Raw genomic sequence first — 17,764 nt, 5'->3', positions numbered from 1 at the left:
CCGGATGCTGCGGCGGCCACCCAGCGGAGGCCTGTGACCCATCCTTCCGAACCTGGCTGGACGAATCCGACGGATGAGGTAACGCCCCCATCACGATCCACGCGGGTCGCGACGACTGCAGGACCGGCTACTGGAGGGCGGAAGTGAGGCGCGCGAGGTTGTCGAGGAGGGTGGAGCGAAGCGGCTGGTTCAGCCACTCCTCGAGGGTCAGCTCCCGGCTGAGGCTGCGGTAGGTGTCTTCGACGGCATGCATCTCGCGCGCGAATTCCCCGCCCCGCACGAGCATCGAGATCTCCAGGTTCAGACCGAACGAGCGCATGTCCATGTTGCTGGACCCGATCACCGCCACCTCGTCGTCGATCGTGACGCTCTTGGAGTGGAGGATGTAGGGCTTGCGGTACATCCAGATCTTCACGCCGGCCCGCAGCAGCGACTCGTAGTAGCTGCGCTGCGCGTGATAGACCACCGCCTGGTCGCCCTCCTCGGAGACGAACAGCTCGACGCTCACCCCGCGCTGGCATGCCGTGGTGATGGCCAGGAGCAGCGCCTCTTCCGGCACGAAGTACGGGCTGACGATGCTGATCCGCTCGCGTGCCGCGTAGATGAGGGCCAGGAACAGCTTCAGGTTGTTCTGGAAATCGAATCCCGGCCCCGACGGGACGATCTGGCAGTCCAGGTCGCCCGCTCCCCCGGTCACGTCGAACAGGCCGATCTCGTCGGAGAGGATCTCGTCGCTCTCCCCGTACCAGTCGGACAGGAACACGGCGTTGATGCTCGCGACCACGGGACCCTCGACGCGGACCATGAGGTCGACCCAGTGCAGCCCCCGGCGGATGTTCTTGTGCAGGTTGTAGGTGGAGTCCGTGACGTTCTGCGATCCCATGTAGGCGACCCTGCCGTCCACGACCAGCAGCTTGCGGTGGTTGCGCAGGTCGGGGCGCTGCGTCCGGCCCCGCAGGGGCTGGACGGGCAGCAGCAGGTACCAGTGCGCCCCCATCGCCGTCAGCCGGCGCAGCGTGCGGCGGTAGTACGGCTTGCCGCGATTGGCCCAGTGATCCAGCAGCACCCTGACCACGACGCCGCGCGCGGTGGCCTCCTCCAGCGCACGGAAGAAGTTGTCGGTGGCGTCATCGGACTGGAGGATGTAGAACTCCACGTGCACGTAGCGCTCGGCCTGCCGGATGGCCTCGGCCATCTCGTCGAGGCTCTTCTGGTAGTCCGAGATGAGGGTCGCGCCGTTGTCACCGGCGAGCGGCATGGCCCCTAGGTTGCGGTTCAATGTCACCAGCGCACGGAACCACTCGGGGGCGTTCGGCCGCAGGGTCCCGAAATCGAGTGAGGCGCTGGTCTCGCGCAGGTAGTTGTTCAACGCCTCCTGCTTGCGCCGGAATTTGCGCGGGAGGCGCGGGTTTCCGATCAGCAGGAACAGCACCACCCCGATGTACGGGATGAAGTAGATGGCCAGCAGCCACGCCATCGCCGAGGTGGGCCGGCGGTTCCGCGGGACGATGATGATCGCCGCGACGCGGATCGTCACGTCGACGATGAGGGCGACGACCACCCACCATGTGGCGTCAAAGGTGACTTCGACCACTGCACCCCCCGCCGGTGAACCCTCTCAGCGTATCCAATGGCGCCGACAGGGCATCCGACGGATCAGCGGTCGGATGCCGCGGGCTGGGGCGGCAGTCCGCGCTTGGCGCGTTCCTCGGCCTCCACGCGCGCGTACGCCTTCCGCTCCGTGCGGTCCATGCGCAGGATGGAGCGGAGGATGAAGTAGAACACCGCCGACACCGCCACGGTCGGCAGAAGCGACCAGATCACAGCAGTCCAGTAGGGGTCCACCTCTCCAGGATACGCCGTGCCGGCGGGACGCTCTCCGCGCGTCGACCGGCGAGGGATGCGTGGCCCGCTCGCGCACCTCTCCTCCCCAGCCCCACCGGCGGAACCAGTCATCCACCGACGGGTCGGCACGTGCCCGCGGGAATGCCGCCGCCGACCAGGGTGATCGGCATGACGACCATCTTCCGCGCGGCCGGAGCCGCCGACTTCCTGGCCCTGGTCCCGCGCCTCCTGGGCTACCGGCCCACGCGCAGCCTCGTGCTCATCCCGTTCGACGGCAACCGCACCCTCGGCGGCCTTCGTCTTGACCTTCCCGACACCCTCGACCGCGCCGAGCTCGACAGTCTGAGCTCGACCTACATCGGAATGGTGTGCAAGGTCAGTCATGCGGATGCGGTGGCCGCCGTCGTGTACACCGATGACGCCTTCGCGGCGGTGGAGGGTCGGCCGCAGGAGGCCCTGGCGCGCGCTCTGATCGCGCAGTCCGATGTGTGCGGCCTGCGGGTGAGCGAGGCACTGTGCGTCGCGGCGGACGGATGGGGGTCATATCTCGACCCCGGATGCCCCGCCGCGGGGCACCCGCTGTCGGACATCCCGTACGACCATGAAGCGTTCGCCGACGAGCCGCTGCCGACCGAGGATCAGGCCTCCGGGGCCGACCTCCCCAGGATCGACCTGGCGGAGAAGGAGCGTCTGGGACGCGCTCTGATCGAGATCGACCGCGCGCTGAGCGCGCTCTTCGGCGACGTGCCGCAGTCCTCGAGCCCTCCCCTCGGGCCGGACGCCCTGTCGACGGTGGGCCGGATGGACGACGTGCCGCTGCTGCTGGAGGAGGCGATCGAGTACGCTCCCGCGGAGCTGGACCCCTACGAAGCCGCTGCCGTGGTGTGGTGCCTGACGCGTCCCGGCCTGCGCGACGTCGCGCTCGTCCAGTGGGCGCGCGACCTCGCGGCCGGGGACGAGGCGTTCGCCGCGCAGATGCGTTACGCCGAGGGCGGTGGGTATCCCGAGCACCTCGCCGCGCCGATCTGGGGCGAGGGACCCTCACCCGACCCCGACCGGCTGCAGGCCGCGCTCGCCCTGACCCGCCACTTGGCCGCGGCGGCTCCCCGCGCCACCCGGCCGGGAATCCTCGCCGCGGCGGCGTGGCTCGCGTGGGCGCTGGGACGCTCGACGCATGCCGGCCGCTACGCCGAGATGGCGCGCGAGATCGAACCGGATCACGGCATGGCCGGGATCGTGCTGGCCTTCGCCGCCAGCGGTCATCTGCCCGAGTGGGTGTACCGGCGGTCGGTGCCGTCCGACCCGGTGACCCGCCTCATCGACTCGCGCGGGGTCGAGTCGTGAGCATGGTCACTTCACTTCACGAGGGGGAACAGGATGGTCTCGCGGATGCCGAGCCCGGTGATCGCCATCAGCAGGCGGTCGATGCCCATCCCCATGCCACCGGTGGGAGGCATGCCGTGCTCGAGGGCACGCAGGAACTCCTCGTCGATGCGCATCGCCTCATCGTCGCCACCGGCGGCCAGCAGCGCCTGCTCGACGAAGCGCTCACGCTGGATGACCGGATCGACGAGTTCGGAATACCCCGTGGCCAGCTCGAACCCGCGCACGTACAGGTCCCACTTCTCCACGACACCGGGGATCGACCGGTGCTCGCGCACGAGCGGGCTCGTGTCGACGGGGAAGTCCATCACGAACGTCGGGCGGGTCAGCCCGGTCTTGACGAAGTGCTCCCACAGCTCCTCGACCCACTTGCCGTGGGTGGGATGCGGCGGCGCGTCCACGCCCGCCTTCTCGGCGAGCGCGCGCAGCTCCTCGATCGAGGTCTCGGGCGTGATCTCCTGGCCCGCGGCCTCCGACAGCGACCCGTACATCGAGAGGCGGTCCCACTCGCCGCCGAGGTCGTAGTCGGTGCCGTCGGCCCACGTGACGGTGGTCGACCCGGTCACGGCCACGGCGGCGTTCTGCACGAGCGCCTGCGTCAGGTCGGCGATGCCGGAGTAGTCGGTGTACGCCTGGTAGGCCTCGAGCATCGCGAACTCGGGGCTGTGCGTGGAGTCGGCGCCCTCGTTGCGGAAGTTGCGGTTGATCTCGAAGACGCGGTCGATGCCGCCGACCACGGCGCGCTTGAGGAAGAGCTCGGGCGCGATCCGCAGGAACAGGTCGGCGTCGAAGGCGTTGGCGTGCGTGACGAACGGCCGTGCGCTCGCGCCGCCGTGCTGCACCTGCAGCATGGGGGTCTCCACCTCGAGGAAGCCGCGCTCGGCGAAGGTCGCCCGCAGGCTCGCGTTGACCTTCGCGCGCGCGACGACGGTCTCGCGGGCGCGGTCGCGCACGATCAGGTCGAGGTACCGGCTGCGCACGCGGCTCTCTTCGCTGAGCTCGGTGTACATGTTGGGCAGCGGCAGGACGGCCTTGGCGGCGATCTGCCACTCGCGCACCATGATCGACAGCTCGCCGCGGCGGCTGGAGATCACCTCGCCCGAGACGAACACGTGGTCGCCGAGGTCGACGAGGTCCTTCCAGCGCTGGAGCGATTCCTCCCCGACGACGGCGAGAGACACCATCGCCTGGATGCGACTGCCGTCACCGGACTGCAGCGAGGCGAAGCACAGCTTCCCGGTGTTGCGGCTGAAGACCACACGGCCGGCGACGCCGACGGTGACGCCGGTCTCCTCGCCTGCCTCCAGCTCGCCGAAGCGGGCACGGACCTCGGGGATGGTGTCGGTCACCGGTACGACGACGGGATACGGGCCGCCGGCAGCATCCGCGCGCTCGGCCAGCAGACGCTCGCGCTTGGCCAGACGCACCGCCTTCTGCTCGAAGGCGTCGTTCAGTTCGGCGCGTTCGGCGTCGTCGTCGGACGATGCGGCGGGTGCGGATACGGGCGCGTCGGTCATCGCTGGGGGCTCCTCGGGATTCGCTCCCAGTCTACGTGCGCCGCCTCACCGGCCCCCTCGACGGTCGTGGGCCGCTCCGGGCTCAGTGCACGTAGATGTCGGTGTTGTCGACGAATCGGTGGCCGCCCACGGTCGCGGCGATGAGCATGTGCGCACGCCCGGCGTGCCCTTCGTCCACGGGGAGGAAGGTGGCGGGGTCCACGACGCTGAGGTAGTCCAGGCGGATGCGCGCCTCCCCCATGAGGGTGGACTGGGCGGCGGCGATGCACGCGTCCACGCCCCGGTCGGCGGTGGATGCCGCGGCCTCCAGTGCTGCGGGCAACCGGGCGGCCGCCCGGCGGTCGTCGTCGTCGAGGAGCGCCACGCGGCTGGAGAGCGGCAGGCCGTCGTCCGAGCGGACCGTGGGCACGGTCGCGACGTCGATGCCGAAGGCGAGGTCGCCGATCATGCGGCGCACCAGGAAGACCCGCTGCAGGTCCCGCTCGCCGTAGACCGCGAGGTCGGGGCGCACGAGGTGGAACAGCAGCGCCTCGACGGTGAGGAGGCCGTCGAAGTAGTACGGACGCGAACGCCCTTCGTAGCGCAGGCCCAGGTCACCGGCGCTGATGCGCGTCGTGGCGAAGCCGGCGGGCAGCAGTTCGGATGCGGCGGGCGCGAACACCACGTCGACGCCGAGGGAGTCCAGCAGTGCCCGATCCACCGACGGCGTGGTGGGGTAGGCCGCGGCGTCGTCGGTCGTGCGGAAGCGCAGCGGATTGACGAACGTGGAGACCACGACGATGTCGGCGCGTTCACGGGCGAGGCGCACGAGGTCGACGTGGCCCTCATGGAGCGCGCCGAGGGTGGAGACGAGGGCGACGGTCGGCGCGAGCCGGTCCGTGGGGGCTGCGGCGCTGGCCTGGGCCAGTCGGGTGCGCAGCTCCGGGACGGTGCTGATCATCCGTCGAGCGTAGCCTCGGGCGGGAGGGTGTCCGTACCGGACGGCGCCCCCTCGGCCAGCGCCTGGTCCACCGTCGAGCGCACGAGCGCGGAGAGGTATCCGCCGGGATTGTCGATGCCGACGCCGGCCAGGAGGCCGGACGCTTGGCGCACGACCGACCGGGAGAACTCCGTCGCCGTGGCGATTGCCTCCGCGTACGCGGGTCGGTCGGCTTCGGCGATCACGACGGGCTCGCAGCCCAGTTCGACGGCGAGCGCCTGCGCGATGGGCAGGACCGGACCGGGGGCGGTCACGGCCGCGTAGCTCTCGCTGAGCTGGCGCAGATCGATGGATGTGCCGGTGAAGGAGATCGCCGGGTGGATCGCGAGCGGAATCGCTCCCGACCGCAGCGCCGGAGCGAGCACGTCGACGCCGTAACCGGGGTCCACGTGCAGGACGAGCTGGCCGATCTGCCACGCCCCGATGTCGGCGAGTCCCGCGACCAGCCCCGGCAGCTGATCGTGCGGCACGGCCAGGACCACCAGCTCGGCGCGCCGGACCACCTCGTCGGCGTCGAGGACGGGCACTCCCGGCAGCACTGCGTCAGCGCGGTCGGGATCCGACCCTGCGGTGATGCCCACCACGGCATGTCCGGCATTGCGCAGCGCCGCCCCGATCACCGGGCCCACCCGGCCGGCGCCCAGCACCCCGACGCCGAGCCGGCCGTCACGCGTCCCGCTCACCGCGCCCACCGGTGGCTGCGGTCGTCCGCCGAGGCGGCGACGATGCCGTGGGCCGCGTCTTCGAACGCACGCAAGGCGTCATCGCGATCGACCACCCCGACCGTCGTCGTGACGGTGCCGCTGACCACGTTGGCGGTGAGGTTCGCCACTCGCAGCGCGCGATCGATCGGGCCCTGGCTGATGCGGATGCTCTGCATCCGGGCCAGCGGGAAGACCCCGAGCGCGCGCCAGATGAACCCACGACGCAGGAACAGCGCATCCGGGGTGAGGAAGAAGCCGTTGCGACGCCACGACAGCGGACGGAACACACGCGCCCGACGGGGCGTGGTGGCGTACGGGTCCCCTGGCGCGGGGCCGAGGATGCCCTGTTCGAACACGAGCGCCAGCTGGTCTTCAGGGAGCGCCGGCAGCAGGAGGCGGACGACCTTCTCGACGTCGGCGCGCGTTCCCACCGGCAGCACGCTCGTGAGCTGGTCGGTTCCGGCGTCGGTCATCGCCCGCCCCGAGATGCGGTTCACGGCGATCGACCACCATCCGAAGGGGCGCCACATCAGCGACTGCCGCACCTCCACCGCATGCACCCGGCCCGGCGGCAGGATCTCGCTCACGGTTGTGAACAGCCCGAAGGTGATGCGCACACCACCGGAGGTGGGGGCGATCGAATAGCGCAGCGAGCGCACGAAGGAGCGCACCCAGTACGCACCGAACCCCAGGAGCGCCGGCACGAAGGCGAACAGGACCCAGGGCTCGCCGATCACGGCACCGACGATCACGACGGCGAGGAAGGCCAGCAGTCCGAGCGTCGACGTGCTGAGCACCCGGGATGCAGCGAGCCGGCCGGCGGGGATGTGGACGACGGATTCGACCTCGGCCGCCTCGATGTCTTCGCCCTCGATGATGCCGGTGATCCCGGCGCTGACGAGGTTGGCCGCCTGGTGCACACGTGATCCCGCGTCCACCGCGTCGCCGGTGACGGCGGCTTCGCTCAGCTGGCGCCCCGAGGCCAGGCGCAGGATGTCGGCCCGGATCGTCTCGGAGTTGGAGGTGGAGAGGTACTCGAGCTTGACGTTGGAATCCAGGCCCGCCCCGATGACTTCGAGCTTGGCCATCCCGAACAGCCGGGCCACGAGCGGACGCGTGAGGTTCACGCCCTGGACCCGGTCCAGCGGCGCGCGGCGGTGCGTCCGGAAGAACACGCCCGTGCGCACCTCGACGTCGTCGCCGGTGATGCGGAAGGTGTGGAACCGCCACGACACCCAGAAGATGACGGTCAGCACCACGAGGCCGCCCAGGACCACGAGTCCGGCGATGAGCACCAGATTGTTGGAGAGCACGTAGTCGACCGGGTCGCCGGGCACCTCGCCCTCTTCGGAGAACTCGGGGATGAACAGCGCCACGAGACGCTCGCGGAGATTCGCCACGATGATGCCGATGACGACGAGGAGGGACAGCCCCCCGCGCAGCAGCGGCGTGAGCGGGTGCATGCGGTGCCACTCGCCGTCGCTCAGGGGCGAGCGCACCTCCCGGGCGGGAGGAGCAGGTGCGGTCGGATCGCTCACAGGCCGGTCCGGCGGGTCTCGGCGACGTCCACGAGCGTGTCGCGCAGCCTCTCCGCCGCGTCCTGGGTCAGGCCGGGGATCGTGACGGCGGTGGTGGCAGCAGCGGTCACGAGCTTCAGCTGGGCGATCCCGAAACCGCGGTCGAGGGGGCCGTGCGTGATGTCGATCAGCTGCATCCGTCCGTAGGGGACGGCGACCATCCGCTGCCAGAGGATGCCGCGGCGGAAGACCAGGTCGTCCTGGCGCAGCTGGTAGCCGTACGAGCGCGCCTGACGCGGCGTGATCGCCAGCGCCCACAGCAGGATGACACCGACCACGCCGGCGGGCGCCCACACCCACGTCTGCTGCAGCCACAGCTGCATCACCAGTGCGACCGCCAGCACCACGACCAGCATGGTGGCGGTAGAGATCATCTGGACCCACACGTACGCCCGGGCCAGCTGGTGCCACTGGCCGTCTCCGAGTGGAAGCCGGCCTGCGCCGCGCGGCTCCCGGATGGCGTCGAACGTCGCCCGGTCGAGCACGTCGTCGCCGCGGTGGTCAGCGGTCGGAGGCATCGACTCCGGAGGGGTTCCCGGGTTGATCGTCATCGTCGTCCTTCCGGATCGTGCACAGCTGTTCCGCGACGAGTCCTGCGGCGATCAGGAGCCCGCCGCAGACCGCCGTCGCTATGACCGTGCCCATCGAGCCTAGCGACGGGACGACGGGCCGCGTGAGCAGGAAGGCGAGGAGTCCGACCCCCAGGCCACCCAGGGCCGCGCCCACGATGCTGGAGGCCTTGGCGAGCATCGCGATGCGCAGCGACCGGAACGGATCGATGGCCGCTGCCGTGCGTCCGCGGCTGGCACGGTAGACCGGGATGGCCAGGACGACGACGATGGCCCCGAGGAGCAGCAGGAGGATGGGCAGGCTCACCGCCGGGGTGAAGGTCGGGCGCCCGGCGGCGCTGAAGGCCATGTCGATGAGGAAGCCCGCACCCGCTCCCAGCACTGCCGCGAGTGTGAGGGAGCCGGCGCCGGTGCGCTTCACGATCGGTCCTGCAGGCGCTCGCGCGCGTCACGCACCGCTCCCACGCCGGGCAGCTGCGCGTCGGGGTCGACGTCGAGCCACGGCGTCAGGACGAATTCGCGCTCGGCGGCGCGCGGATGCGGCAGGGTCAGGGCGGGATCGGTCGAGGTGAGCTGCCCGTAGGAGATGAGATCCAGATCCAGCGTCCGGTCGCCCCACCGTTCGCGACGTACGCGGCCGTGCGCCGACTCGACGCCGTGCAGCGCCTGCAGCAGCAGCGAGGGAGCCAGGCGCGTGCGGATGAGCGCGACCGCGTTGAGGTACCGCGGGGCGTCCTCGTTCTCACCGGCCACGGTGACGGCGACGGTCTCGAACGCGCGCGATGCGCGCAGGTCGGTGGTCAGGGGCAGCTCGCCGATGGCGGTGAGGGCGGCGGTGAGCGTCTCGGCGCGGTCGCCGAGGTTCGCGCCCAGCGCGATGACGGCCTCGGTGCCCAGCGGCGCCGCGCGGCGCACACCTGCGTCGCCGGGATCCGCCGCGGTCACCGGGGCTCCGAGGCGAAGCCGGCCGGCCGCGAGATCGGGCGCGATCGGCGCACCGTCACCGCGACGTCGCCGAAGGGCACGGGGATGGGCGCGGAGGGCTTGTGGACGGTGACTTCCACCAGCTGCACGCGATCGTCGGCGAGGACGACGTCGGCGATGCGCTGGGCGAGGCGCTCGAGCAGGTTGACCGGCTCGCCCGTCACGACGGCGGCGACCTTCTCGGCCAGCTCGCCGTAATGCACGGTGTCGGCGACATCGTCCGAAGCGGCCGCGGGTCCGGTCGGCACGTGGAGCGTCAGGTCGACGACGAACTCCTGGCCGTCGCGACGTTCGTCGGGGTAGACCCCGTGGTATCCGAAGGCCCGCACCCCGGTGAGGGTGATCTCATCCACGACGTCGTCTCTGCTCATGCCCCGATCCCATCCCACCGCTCCACGACCTGCAGAGCATCGCACGTGGCCGCCACATCGTGCACGCGCACCCCCCACGCTCCCGCACGGGAGGCGAGGACGCTCGTCACGGCGGTCGCCAGATCCTTGCGCTCGGTCGACGCGTCGTCGCCGAGCGCGTCGGCGAGGAATCGCTTGCGGCTGGTGCCCACGAGCACGCGCGGCCCGAGCGCCGTCAGCTGTGGCAGGGCCCGCAGCACGTCCCAGTTCTGGGCACCCCGCTTGCCGAAGCCGATCCCGGGATCCAGGATGACGCGGGATGGCGCGATCCCCGCCGCGGCGGCGGCTTCGACCCGGGCGAGCAGTTCCGTGGTGACCTCCCGCACGACATCGCGGTACGACGCGGCGGCGTACATGTCCTCCGACGGCCCGCGCCAGTGGCCCAGCACGACGTCGGCGTCGGTGGCGGCGACGGCGGCCAGCATCTCGGGGTCGGACAGTCCCCCCGACACGTCGTTGACGATCCGTGCGCCCGCGGCCACCGCGGCCACCGCCGTCGCGGCGTTCATCGTGTCGATGCTCACCGCGATGCCGGCCGAAGCCAGGGCCGAGACCACCGGCAGCACCCGCTCCTGCTCCACGCCCTCCGCCACCCGGGTGGCCCCGGGCCGGGTCGATTCTCCGCCCACGTCGATCATCGCGGCGCCGAGGTCGCGGAGCCGCACACCGTGGGCGATCGCGGCGCCCGGGTCGACGTAGCGGCCGCCGTCGCTGAAGGAGTCGGGCGTGACGTTGACGATGCCCATCACGACGGTCATGCGCGCGCGACGCCGATCAGGGCGATGAGCTCGGCGCGCGCGACAGGGTCGAGCAGCTCTCCGCGAGCAGCGACCGTGACGGTGGATGCGTCGGGCTGGCGGGCGCCGCGCATCGTGACGCATTCGTGCACGGCGTCCAGCACCACGAGCACGCCGCGGGCATCCAGCGACGCCGCGATCGTGTCGGCGATCTGCTCGCCCAGCCGCTCCTGCACCTGCGGACGGGAGGCGAGGATGTCGACGACCTTGGGCAATGCGCTCAGGCCCACGACCTGCTCGCCCGGCAGATAGGCGAGGTGCGCCCGTCCACGGAAGGGCAGCAGGTGGTGCTCGCACATCGAACGGAAGGCCACGTCCCGCAGCAGCACTGCGCCGGAGGGAAGGGTCTCGGGCGCCGGCCCCTGGGCGACCGAGATGGTGTGCGCGAGCGGGGCCGCGGCATCCTCGCCGATGCCGGAGAAGAACTCCCCGTACGCCTCGGCGACGCGCTGCGGCGTCTGACGCAGCCCGGGGCGATCGGGGTCCTCCCCGATCGCGGCGAGCAGGTCGCGCACGAGCGCGGCGACGCGTGCGCGGTCGACGGCCACGAGCGGCCTACGCGGTGGCCGGCCGGGTCTGCCCGCTCGCGCGGCGGCGCGGCGCCTTCTCGGTCTCCGCCTCCACCTCCACGCTCGCGGCGACACCGGCGGGCTCTCGGCGGTGCGGAACGTCGACCGGCGGGAGGACCGACACGGGACGCTCGCTGCTGGAGAGCCACTGCGGACGCGGGGGCAGGCGCTTGATGTCCTTGAAGATCTCGGCGAGCTCGATGTGATCGAGCGTCTCCTTCTCCAGCAGCTCGAGCGCGAGCCGGTCGAGGATCTCGCGGTTGTCGTTGATCACCTGGTAGGCCTCGTTGTGGGCCTGCTCGATCAGCCCCCGGACCTGCTCGTCGACCCGCTCGGCGATGCGCTCGCTGAACTCCCGCCCGTGGCCCATGTCACGGCCCATGAACACCTCGCCCGAGGACGAGCCGAGCTTGACCGGGCCGACGTCGGTGGTCATGCCGTACTCGGTGACCATCTTGCGGGCAATGCCGGTGGCCTTCTCGATGTCGTTGGAGGCGCCGGTGGTGGGGTCGTGGAACACGATCTCCTCGGCCACACGTCCGCCCATCGCATAGGTGAGCTGATCCTGCAGCTCGTTGCGCGTGACGGAGTACTTGTCATCCAGCGGCAGCACCATCGTGTAGCCGAGCGCCTTGCCGCGAGGCAGGATCGTGACCTTCGTGACCGGATCGGTGTGGTTCATCGCCGCCGCGGCGAGGGCGTGACCGCCCTCGTGGTACGCGGTGATGAGCTTCTCCTTGTCGCGCATGACGCGCGTGCGGCGCTGGGGCCCGGCGATGACACGGTCGATGGCCTCATCCAGGGCGCGGTTGTCGATGAGCTGCGCGTTGGAGCGCGCGGTCAGCAGCGCCGCCTCGTTGAGGACGTTGGCCAGGTCGGCGCCGGTGAATCCGGGCGTCTTGCGGGCGACGACCTCGAGGTCGACGCTGTCGGCCAGCGGCTTTCCGCGACCGTGCACCTCGAGGATCTTCTGGCGGCCCTTGAGGTCGGGGGCGTCGACGCCGATCTGCCGGTCGAAGCGGCCGGGGCGCAGCAGGGCCGGGTCGAGGATGTCGGGACGGTTCGTCGCGGCGATGACGATGACGTTCACCTTCGGGTCGAAGCCGTCCATCTCCACGAGCATCTGGTTCAGCGTCTGCTCGCGCTCGTCGTGCCCGCCGCCCATGCCGGCGCCGCGGTGGCGGCCGACGGCGTCGATCTCGTCGATGAAGATGATCGCGGGGGCGTTCTCCTTGGCCTGGTTGAACAGGTCGCGCACGCGGCTGGCGCCCACACCGACGAACATCTCGACGAAGTCCGAACCGGAGATGGAGTAGAACGGCACGCCGGCCTCGCCGGCCACGGCGCGCGCGAGGAGGGTCTTACCCGTTCCGGGAGGGCCGTACAGGAGCACGCCCTTGGGGATGCGGGCCCCGACGGCCTGGAAGCGGGCGGGGTCCTTCAGGAAGTCCTTGATCTCGTGCAGCTCTTCGATGGCCTCATCCGCACCGGCGACGTCCTGGAACGTCACGGTCGGGCTCTCCTTCGTCACGAGCTTCGCGCGCGACTTGCCGAACTGCATGACGCGGCCACCGCCGCCCTGGGCACTGGAGAGGAGGAACCAGAACAGCAGGCCCAGCAGCACCAGCGGCAGAAGAAGGGAGATGAAGCCGTCGAACCACGTGGCCCGCGGAACGAGGTCGTTGAAGCCGTCGGACGGGTTCGCCGCGTCGATCGCGCGCACGACCTCCTCGCCGCGGGCGGTGACGTAGTAGAACTGCACGTCGGTCGCGCCTTCGAACGGCTCGGAGAGAACCATGTCGACGCGCTGGTCGCCGTCGGTGTTCGTCACCTCGGTGACCGTGCCGCCGTCGAGCAGCTCGAGGCCCTGCTGCGTGGAGATCTGCTTCGCACCGTTGAGGCTGGTGATGAGCGAGAACCCGACGATCAGCAGGATCCCGATCAGCAGCACGTACAGGATCGGGTTGCGCGTCAGCTTCTTGAAGTCCATGGTTGGGCGGGGCCCATGACCCTTCCATCTGGGGATCCGCCGATGCGGCGGTGCACTCAGGGTATCGCGGGCCGACTATGCCCGGCCTGTGCATTCGCCCACGGCGTACGCCGCGAGCGGCGGGCGGGTGCTACGAATACACGTGCGGGGCGAGGACGGCGACGTCGCGCAGGTTGCGGTAGCGCTCGGCGTAGTCCAGGCCGTACCCGATGACGAACTCGTTCGGGATGTCGAACCCGACGTACCGGCAGTCCACGTGCACCTTCATCGCCTCGGGCTTGCGCAGAAGCGCCAGCACCTCGATCGACTCCGCACCGCGGGAGGCGAAGTTCTCCAGCAGCCAGCTGAGGGTCAGGCCCGAGTCGATGATGTCCTCGACGATGAGCACGTGCCGGCCGTGCAGATCGGTGTCGAGGTCTTTGCGGATCTGGACGACGCCGCTGGAGCGCGTTCCCGCGCCGTAGGAGGACACGGCCATCCAGTCCATCGCGATGTGACCGGGCAGCAGGCGCGCGAAGTCGGCCATCACCATGACCGCGCCCTTCAGCACGCCGACCAGGAGGAGGTTCTTGCCCTCGTAGTCGATCGCCACCTGCGCGGCGATCTCGGCCAGCTTCTCGTGGATCTGCTCCTCGGTGAGCAGGATCTCGGTGATGTCCTCGGGGATGTCGGCCGCGCGCATGTTCCGATCCTAAGCGTCGGCGCCGGCAGTGCCTGCGGCGGTGAACTCGATGCGGCCGCCGTTGCGGCGGGCGGAGCATCCGGGCAGGTGGATCGGCCCCTGCCCGGTCCACCCGGTCGCGAGGCGGGCGACCGCCAGGGTCTGCGTGCGGGTGAGGCTCTGCCCGAATTCACTCATGACCACGTGACGGATGATGCGGTGCCGCAGCGCCGCGGGGTTGGCGGCGAGCGCGGCCGCGGAGACGGAGATGCCGGCTTCGGCGTGCTCGACGATGTCTTCGATCACCTCGTCGATCATGTCGGCGAAGGCGGCGGCATCCTCCCGCAGCTGCTCCGCGGTGCGGGCGAGCGCCTCGGCCACGCCGGGGCCCAGCTCGGCCTCCATGGTCGGCAGCACCCGTTCGCGCACGCGCACCCGCGCGAAGCGGGGGTCGGAATTGTGCGGGTCTTCCCACGGCTCGATCCCCGCGGCCGCGCACGCTGCGCGCGTGGTCTCGCGTCGCACGCCGAGGAGCGGGCGCAGCAGCGTGACGCCGTCCAGCTCGGAGGACGCGGCCATCCCCTGGAGGCTGGCGGCCCCCGATCCTCGGGCCAGACCCAGCAGCACCGTCTCGGCCTGATCGTCGAGGGTGTGCCCGATCAGCACGGCGGCGGCCCGTCGTGCGCGCGCGGTCTCGGTGAGGGCGCGGTATCGCGCACTGCGCGCTGCGGCTTCGGGTCCGTCGGCGCCGTCGACGGTCACGCCCACCACGTGCGCGTCCATCCCCAGCAGCCGTGCGGCGTCGGCGGCGCACGCGGAGACCTCGGCCGACCCGGGCTGCAGCCGGTGGTCGACGACGATCGCCAGGGGCCGGAAGCCGAGCTTGGGCGCTTCGAACGCCGTCGCGGCGGCGAGGGCGAGCGAGTCCGCTCCGCCCGAGAGCGCGACGATCACGGACGGGCTGCCGTCCGCGTCGAGCGGTTCCAGCGCCTCGCGCACGGCACGGCGCACCTCCGCGACGGCGGGGGCGAGAGCGGGTCGGCGGTCCACGTTCCCACGCTACCCGGGCCGTGCATGACGTTCCGGATCGCCCGGGGCCCCGGGCGGGCTCGAGCCGCTCCGGGAGGCCGGGTGGGCCCATCCACCGGGAATGCCGCCCGGGCACCGGCAGTAGGCTGGTGCGCGGTATTCCCAGACCGAAGGAGCACACGCATGGGCGCGTACGACGCCGTCATCGAGATCCCGCGCAACAGCAAGATCAAGTACGAGGTCGACCATGGCACCGGACGAGTGTTCCTCGACCGCATCCTCTACACGCCGATGGGTTACCCCACGAATTACGGCTTCTTCGAGAACACCCTGGGCGAAGACGGCGACCCGCTCGACGTGCTCGTGCTCCTGGACCACGACCTCGCCCCCGGCATCCTCGCGAAGGTGCGTCCGGTCGGTGTGCTGAAGATGAGCGACGAGGCCGGCGGCGACGACAAGGTCGTCGCAGTGCTCGCCAAAGACCCGCGCTGGGCGCACATCCAGGACGTCGGCGACATCCCGGAGTACACCCAGAAGGAGATCGCGCACTTCTTCGAGCACTACAAAGACCTCGAGCCCGGCAAATGGGTCAAGGTCGACGACTGGGCGGATGCCGCGGAGGCCGAGCGTCTGGTCACCGAGGCGTTCGAGCGCTTCGAGCACCACGAGGGCGAGACCCGCACGCAGGGTTCCGGCGAGGCGCCCAACTCGCTCTGACCCGCACGGATATGCAGGAAGCCCGGCCGATCGGCCGGGCTTCTTCGTTTCGTGGGGGTGTCAGACCCAGACGCCGCGGTCACGCAGGAACGGCGCGGGGTTCACCGTGCCGGAGCCGGTGTACACCTCGAAGTGCAGGTGGCAGCCGAAGGAGTTGCCGGTCGCACCGGTTCCGGCGATCTGCTGGCCGGCGTTGACCCACTGCCCGCGCGAGACGTAGATACCGCCGTTGGAGATGTGCCCGTACCCGGTCGCGACGCCGTTGCCGTGGTCGATGCGGACGTAGTTGCCGTAACCGCCGTTGTACCCGGCGTAGGTGACGGTGCCGCTGGATGCGGCGAAGATCGGTGCCCAGCATCCGGCCCCGAAGTCCAGGCCGAGGTGCCACGTGGTCGAGCAGTAACTGGGCGTACATTGGCCCGACCGGGGGCCGTAGCCGGAACTCACGCCGGCCGAGGAGGGCCGCGCCCACCCGGATCCGCCGACGGAACCTCCGTTGCCGCCGCCGCCACCGCCGCCGCCACCCCCGCCGCCGCCGCCACCGTTGTTGGCCTGCTCGCGTTCCAGGCGCTCGCGCTCTTCGCGAGCCCGGCGCTCGGCCTCTTCCCTGGCCTTCCGCTCGCGCTCCTCGCGGGCCTTGCGTTCGGCCTCGACACCGGCCTGGTAGTCGGCGACGGTCTTGGCCGTCGTGTCCTTGAGTGCGGCGAGCTGCGCCTCGAGCGTCACCTGGTTCGCCTGCTGCTCGGCAAGCGCCGCCTGTGCCGCGTCGGCTGCCTGCTGGGCGGCGAGCATCTTCTCTTCGGCGACCTTCTGCAGGCGGTCCCGCTCCGCGCGCATGACCTCGGCCTGGTCGCTCAGGCTCTGCGCGCTGTCGCGCGCGGTGACCGCCTGCGCATACACCGACTGGTTGCGCTCGATGAGCTTGTCCATCGTCCCGAGGCGCGAGAGCAGGTCCTCGGCCGAGGTCGCAGATCCGGCGAAGAACAGGTCGAGGGACGTATCGTCGCCGCCGCTGCGGTACAGCTGGGCAGCGACGCGGCCGGCCTTGTTGGCGGCTTCGGTCGCCTCTGCCCCCTTCGCGTCGGCCTGGGCCTGGAGCTGGTCGGCCTCGTACGCCGCCTGCAGGTAGGCCTGCTGCGCCTCGTAGTACTCGTTGGAGCGCGCGACGACCTCGGCCTGGGTGCGCTGCACCTCTGCGGCGAGGCTCTGGATCATTCCTTGGATGCGGGTGATCTCGGCGGCTTTGGATGCCTCGTTGGCTTTGGCGCGCTCCACGTCGGCCCATGAGGGGTATCCGGCGGCGAAGGCGGGGGCCAGGAGCGGCCCGCCGGTCGCGCCCAGCACGCCGAGCGACACCGCACCGAGGGCGCCGAGAGTGAGGGCGCCCCGCCGATCGAGCGAAGGCCACAGCATCCGGCGTTCACGAGGGCTAGGGGCGCAGTTGCACTCCTCGTCGTCCAGGCGGTCGAGCGTCACGACAGCACCTTTCCCCTCCGCGGCCACAACTTGCACCACAGTAGCAACAGGAGTAACAGGCGCAACAGGTGTCGGCCGCCGCCTCCGCGACCTCCATGGTGCGCCCGAAAACCGCGCAGAACGGGACGACGCGCCCTCGATTGGCGGATCGGTGGGGGATTGCGTATGCTTGAGCGTCGGCAAGTGAGCGCTGAGTCCGCGTGGCGAAGGGGTTCATTTCGGCCCCATCGTTTAGCGGCCTAGGACGCCGCCCTTTCACGGCGGTAGCACGGGTTCGAATCCCGTTGGGGTCACGTTCCACCCACAATTTAATAAGCATGGCCCTGTAGCGCAGTTGGTTAGCGTGCCGCCCTGTCACGGCGGAGGTCGCGGGTTCAAGTCCCGTCAGGGTCGCTCCGAGCGACGGGCCTTCTTTCGAGGAGGCCCTTCGTCTAGGACGTGGCATCGCGTCGTTCGCGATACGGATGCCACGCGGCTCTGTAGCTCAGTTGGTAGAGCGCACGACTGAAAATCGTGAGGTCACGGGATCGACGCCCGTCGGAGCCACTGAAACCCTC

General features: G+C 70.6%; 18 protein-coding genes and 3 tRNA genes. 5 read left to right on the top strand and 16 right to left on the bottom strand.

What is annotated here, in order from left to right; all coding sequences use genetic code 11:
- Positions 1 to 127 precede the first annotated feature (127 nt).
- Complete coding sequence (gene cls, locus F6J85_RS01270; RefSeq protein ID WP_150923506.1) at positions 128 to 1,594, bottom strand: cardiolipin synthase; 1,467 nt, start codon at positions 1,592 to 1,594, stop codon at positions 128 to 130.
- Between the two features lie 62 nt (positions 1,595 to 1,656).
- Entirely contained in the window at positions 1,657 to 1,845 is a 189-nt protein-coding gene (locus F6J85_RS01265) for an olfactory receptor family 2 protein (RefSeq protein WP_150918056.1), read from the bottom strand.
- A 168-nt stretch (positions 1,846 to 2,013) separates the two neighbouring features.
- On the opposite strand from F6J85_RS01265, the gene F6J85_RS01260 reads away from it, so the two are divergent.
- Positions 2,014 to 3,189, top strand: coding sequence for a DUF4192 family protein (locus F6J85_RS01260; RefSeq protein ID WP_150923505.1), 1,176 nt, complete (start codon positions 2,014 to 2,016; stop codon positions 3,187 to 3,189).
- Positions 3,190 to 3,200: 11 nt separating this feature from the next.
- Here F6J85_RS01260 and lysS read toward each other — a convergent pair whose 3' ends face one another.
- The 13 genes from lysS to tilS form a co-directional block, all read right to left on the bottom strand.
- Entirely contained in the window at positions 3,201 to 4,745 is a 1,545-nt protein-coding gene (lysS, locus tag F6J85_RS01255) for a lysine--tRNA ligase (RefSeq protein ID WP_150923504.1), read from the bottom strand.
- Between the two features lie 82 nt (positions 4,746 to 4,827).
- Positions 4,828 to 5,685, bottom strand: coding sequence for a pantoate--beta-alanine ligase (gene panC / locus F6J85_RS01250; protein WP_150918062.1), 858 nt, complete (start codon positions 5,683 to 5,685; stop codon positions 4,828 to 4,830).
- A complete protein-coding gene (locus F6J85_RS01245; RefSeq protein WP_150918064.1) occupies positions 5,682 to 6,416 on the bottom strand; it encodes a Rossmann-like and DUF2520 domain-containing protein in 735 nt (244 codons plus the stop codon). Before F6J85_RS01245 ends, panC begins: the two co-directional genes overlap by 4 nt.
- Positions 6,404 to 7,966 (bottom strand): PH domain-containing protein, encoded by a 1,563-nt coding sequence (locus F6J85_RS01240; RefSeq protein ID WP_150923503.1) that lies wholly within the window; start codon positions 7,964 to 7,966, stop codon positions 6,404 to 6,406. Before F6J85_RS01240 ends, F6J85_RS01245 begins: the two co-directional genes overlap by 13 nt.
- Positions 7,963 to 8,556 carry a PH domain-containing protein gene (locus F6J85_RS01235; RefSeq protein WP_150923502.1) on the bottom strand — a complete coding sequence of 198 codons (594 nt, stop codon included), beginning with the start codon at positions 8,554 to 8,556 and terminating at the stop codon, positions 7,963 to 7,965. Before F6J85_RS01235 ends, F6J85_RS01240 begins: the two co-directional genes overlap by 4 nt.
- Complete coding sequence (locus F6J85_RS01230; protein WP_150918068.1) at positions 8,507 to 8,995, bottom strand: DUF3180 family protein; 489 nt, start codon at positions 8,993 to 8,995, stop codon at positions 8,507 to 8,509. The genes F6J85_RS01235 and F6J85_RS01230 overlap by 50 nt, the downstream gene beginning before the upstream one ends.
- On the bottom strand, positions 8,992 to 9,519 hold the full coding sequence (gene folK, locus F6J85_RS01225) for a 2-amino-4-hydroxy-6-hydroxymethyldihydropteridine diphosphokinase (RefSeq protein ID WP_150923501.1): 528 nt from the start codon (positions 9,517 to 9,519) through the stop codon (positions 8,992 to 8,994). The genes F6J85_RS01230 and folK overlap by 4 nt, the downstream gene beginning before the upstream one ends.
- Positions 9,516 to 9,929 (bottom strand): dihydroneopterin aldolase, encoded by a 414-nt coding sequence (folB, locus tag F6J85_RS01220; RefSeq protein WP_150918072.1) that lies wholly within the window; start codon positions 9,927 to 9,929, stop codon positions 9,516 to 9,518. Before folB ends, folK begins: the two co-directional genes overlap by 4 nt.
- Positions 9,926 to 10,726 (bottom strand): dihydropteroate synthase, encoded by an 801-nt coding sequence (folP, locus tag F6J85_RS01215; protein ID WP_150923500.1) that lies wholly within the window; start codon positions 10,724 to 10,726, stop codon positions 9,926 to 9,928. The genes folB and folP overlap by 4 nt, the downstream gene beginning before the upstream one ends.
- Positions 10,723 to 11,313 carry a GTP cyclohydrolase I gene (gene folE, locus F6J85_RS01210; protein ID WP_150923499.1) on the bottom strand — a complete coding sequence of 197 codons (591 nt, stop codon included), beginning with the start codon at positions 11,311 to 11,313 and terminating at the stop codon, positions 10,723 to 10,725. The genes folP and folE overlap by 4 nt, the downstream gene beginning before the upstream one ends.
- 7 nt (positions 11,314 to 11,320) lie before the next feature.
- The gene (ftsH, locus tag F6J85_RS01205) at positions 11,321 to 13,324 is read right to left on the bottom strand and encodes an ATP-dependent zinc metalloprotease FtsH (protein ID WP_150923498.1); all 2,004 of its coding nucleotides are present in this window, start codon (positions 13,322 to 13,324) and stop codon (positions 11,321 to 11,323) included.
- A gap of 130 nt (positions 13,325 to 13,454) precedes the next feature.
- Entirely contained in the window at positions 13,455 to 14,006 is a 552-nt protein-coding gene (gene hpt / locus F6J85_RS01200) for a hypoxanthine phosphoribosyltransferase (protein WP_150918080.1), read from the bottom strand.
- 9 nt (positions 14,007 to 14,015) lie between these two features.
- Positions 14,016 to 15,035, bottom strand: a complete 1,020-nt coding sequence (gene tilS, locus F6J85_RS01195) for a tRNA lysidine(34) synthetase TilS (protein ID WP_150923497.1) — start codon at positions 15,033 to 15,035, stop codon at positions 14,016 to 14,018.
- 162 nt (positions 15,036 to 15,197) lie between these two features.
- Between tilS and ppa the strand changes: the two genes are divergently transcribed.
- Complete coding sequence (gene ppa / locus F6J85_RS01190; protein ID WP_150918084.1) at positions 15,198 to 15,731, top strand: inorganic diphosphatase; 534 nt, start codon at positions 15,198 to 15,200, stop codon at positions 15,729 to 15,731.
- 60 nt (positions 15,732 to 15,791) lie between these two features.
- Here ppa and F6J85_RS01185 read toward each other — a convergent pair whose 3' ends face one another.
- Entirely contained in the window at positions 15,792 to 17,207 is a 1,416-nt protein-coding gene (locus F6J85_RS01185; protein ID WP_238707020.1) for a M23 family metallopeptidase, read from the bottom strand.
- 220 nt (positions 17,208 to 17,427) lie between these two features.
- On the opposite strand from F6J85_RS01185, the gene F6J85_RS01180 reads away from it, so the two are divergent.
- From F6J85_RS01180 to F6J85_RS01170, 3 genes are all read left to right on the top strand, one after another.
- Positions 17,428 to 17,500 (top strand) — tRNA-Glu (locus F6J85_RS01180).
- 26 nt (positions 17,501 to 17,526) lie between these two features.
- Positions 17,527 to 17,600: transfer RNA gene (locus tag F6J85_RS01175), tRNA-Asp, on the top strand.
- Between the two features lie 80 nt (positions 17,601 to 17,680).
- Positions 17,681 to 17,753 (top strand) — tRNA-Phe (locus tag F6J85_RS01170).
- The last annotated feature ends 11 nt before the right edge of the window (positions 17,754 to 17,764 follow it).

The sequence above is a fragment of the Microbacterium lushaniae genome (genome assembly GCF_008727775.1).
GTDB lineage: Bacteria > Actinomycetota > Actinomycetes > Actinomycetales > Microbacteriaceae > Microbacterium > Microbacterium lushaniae.
Note: the sequence above shows the minus strand (reverse complement) of the source record. Positions and strands in the feature narration are given on the sequence as shown.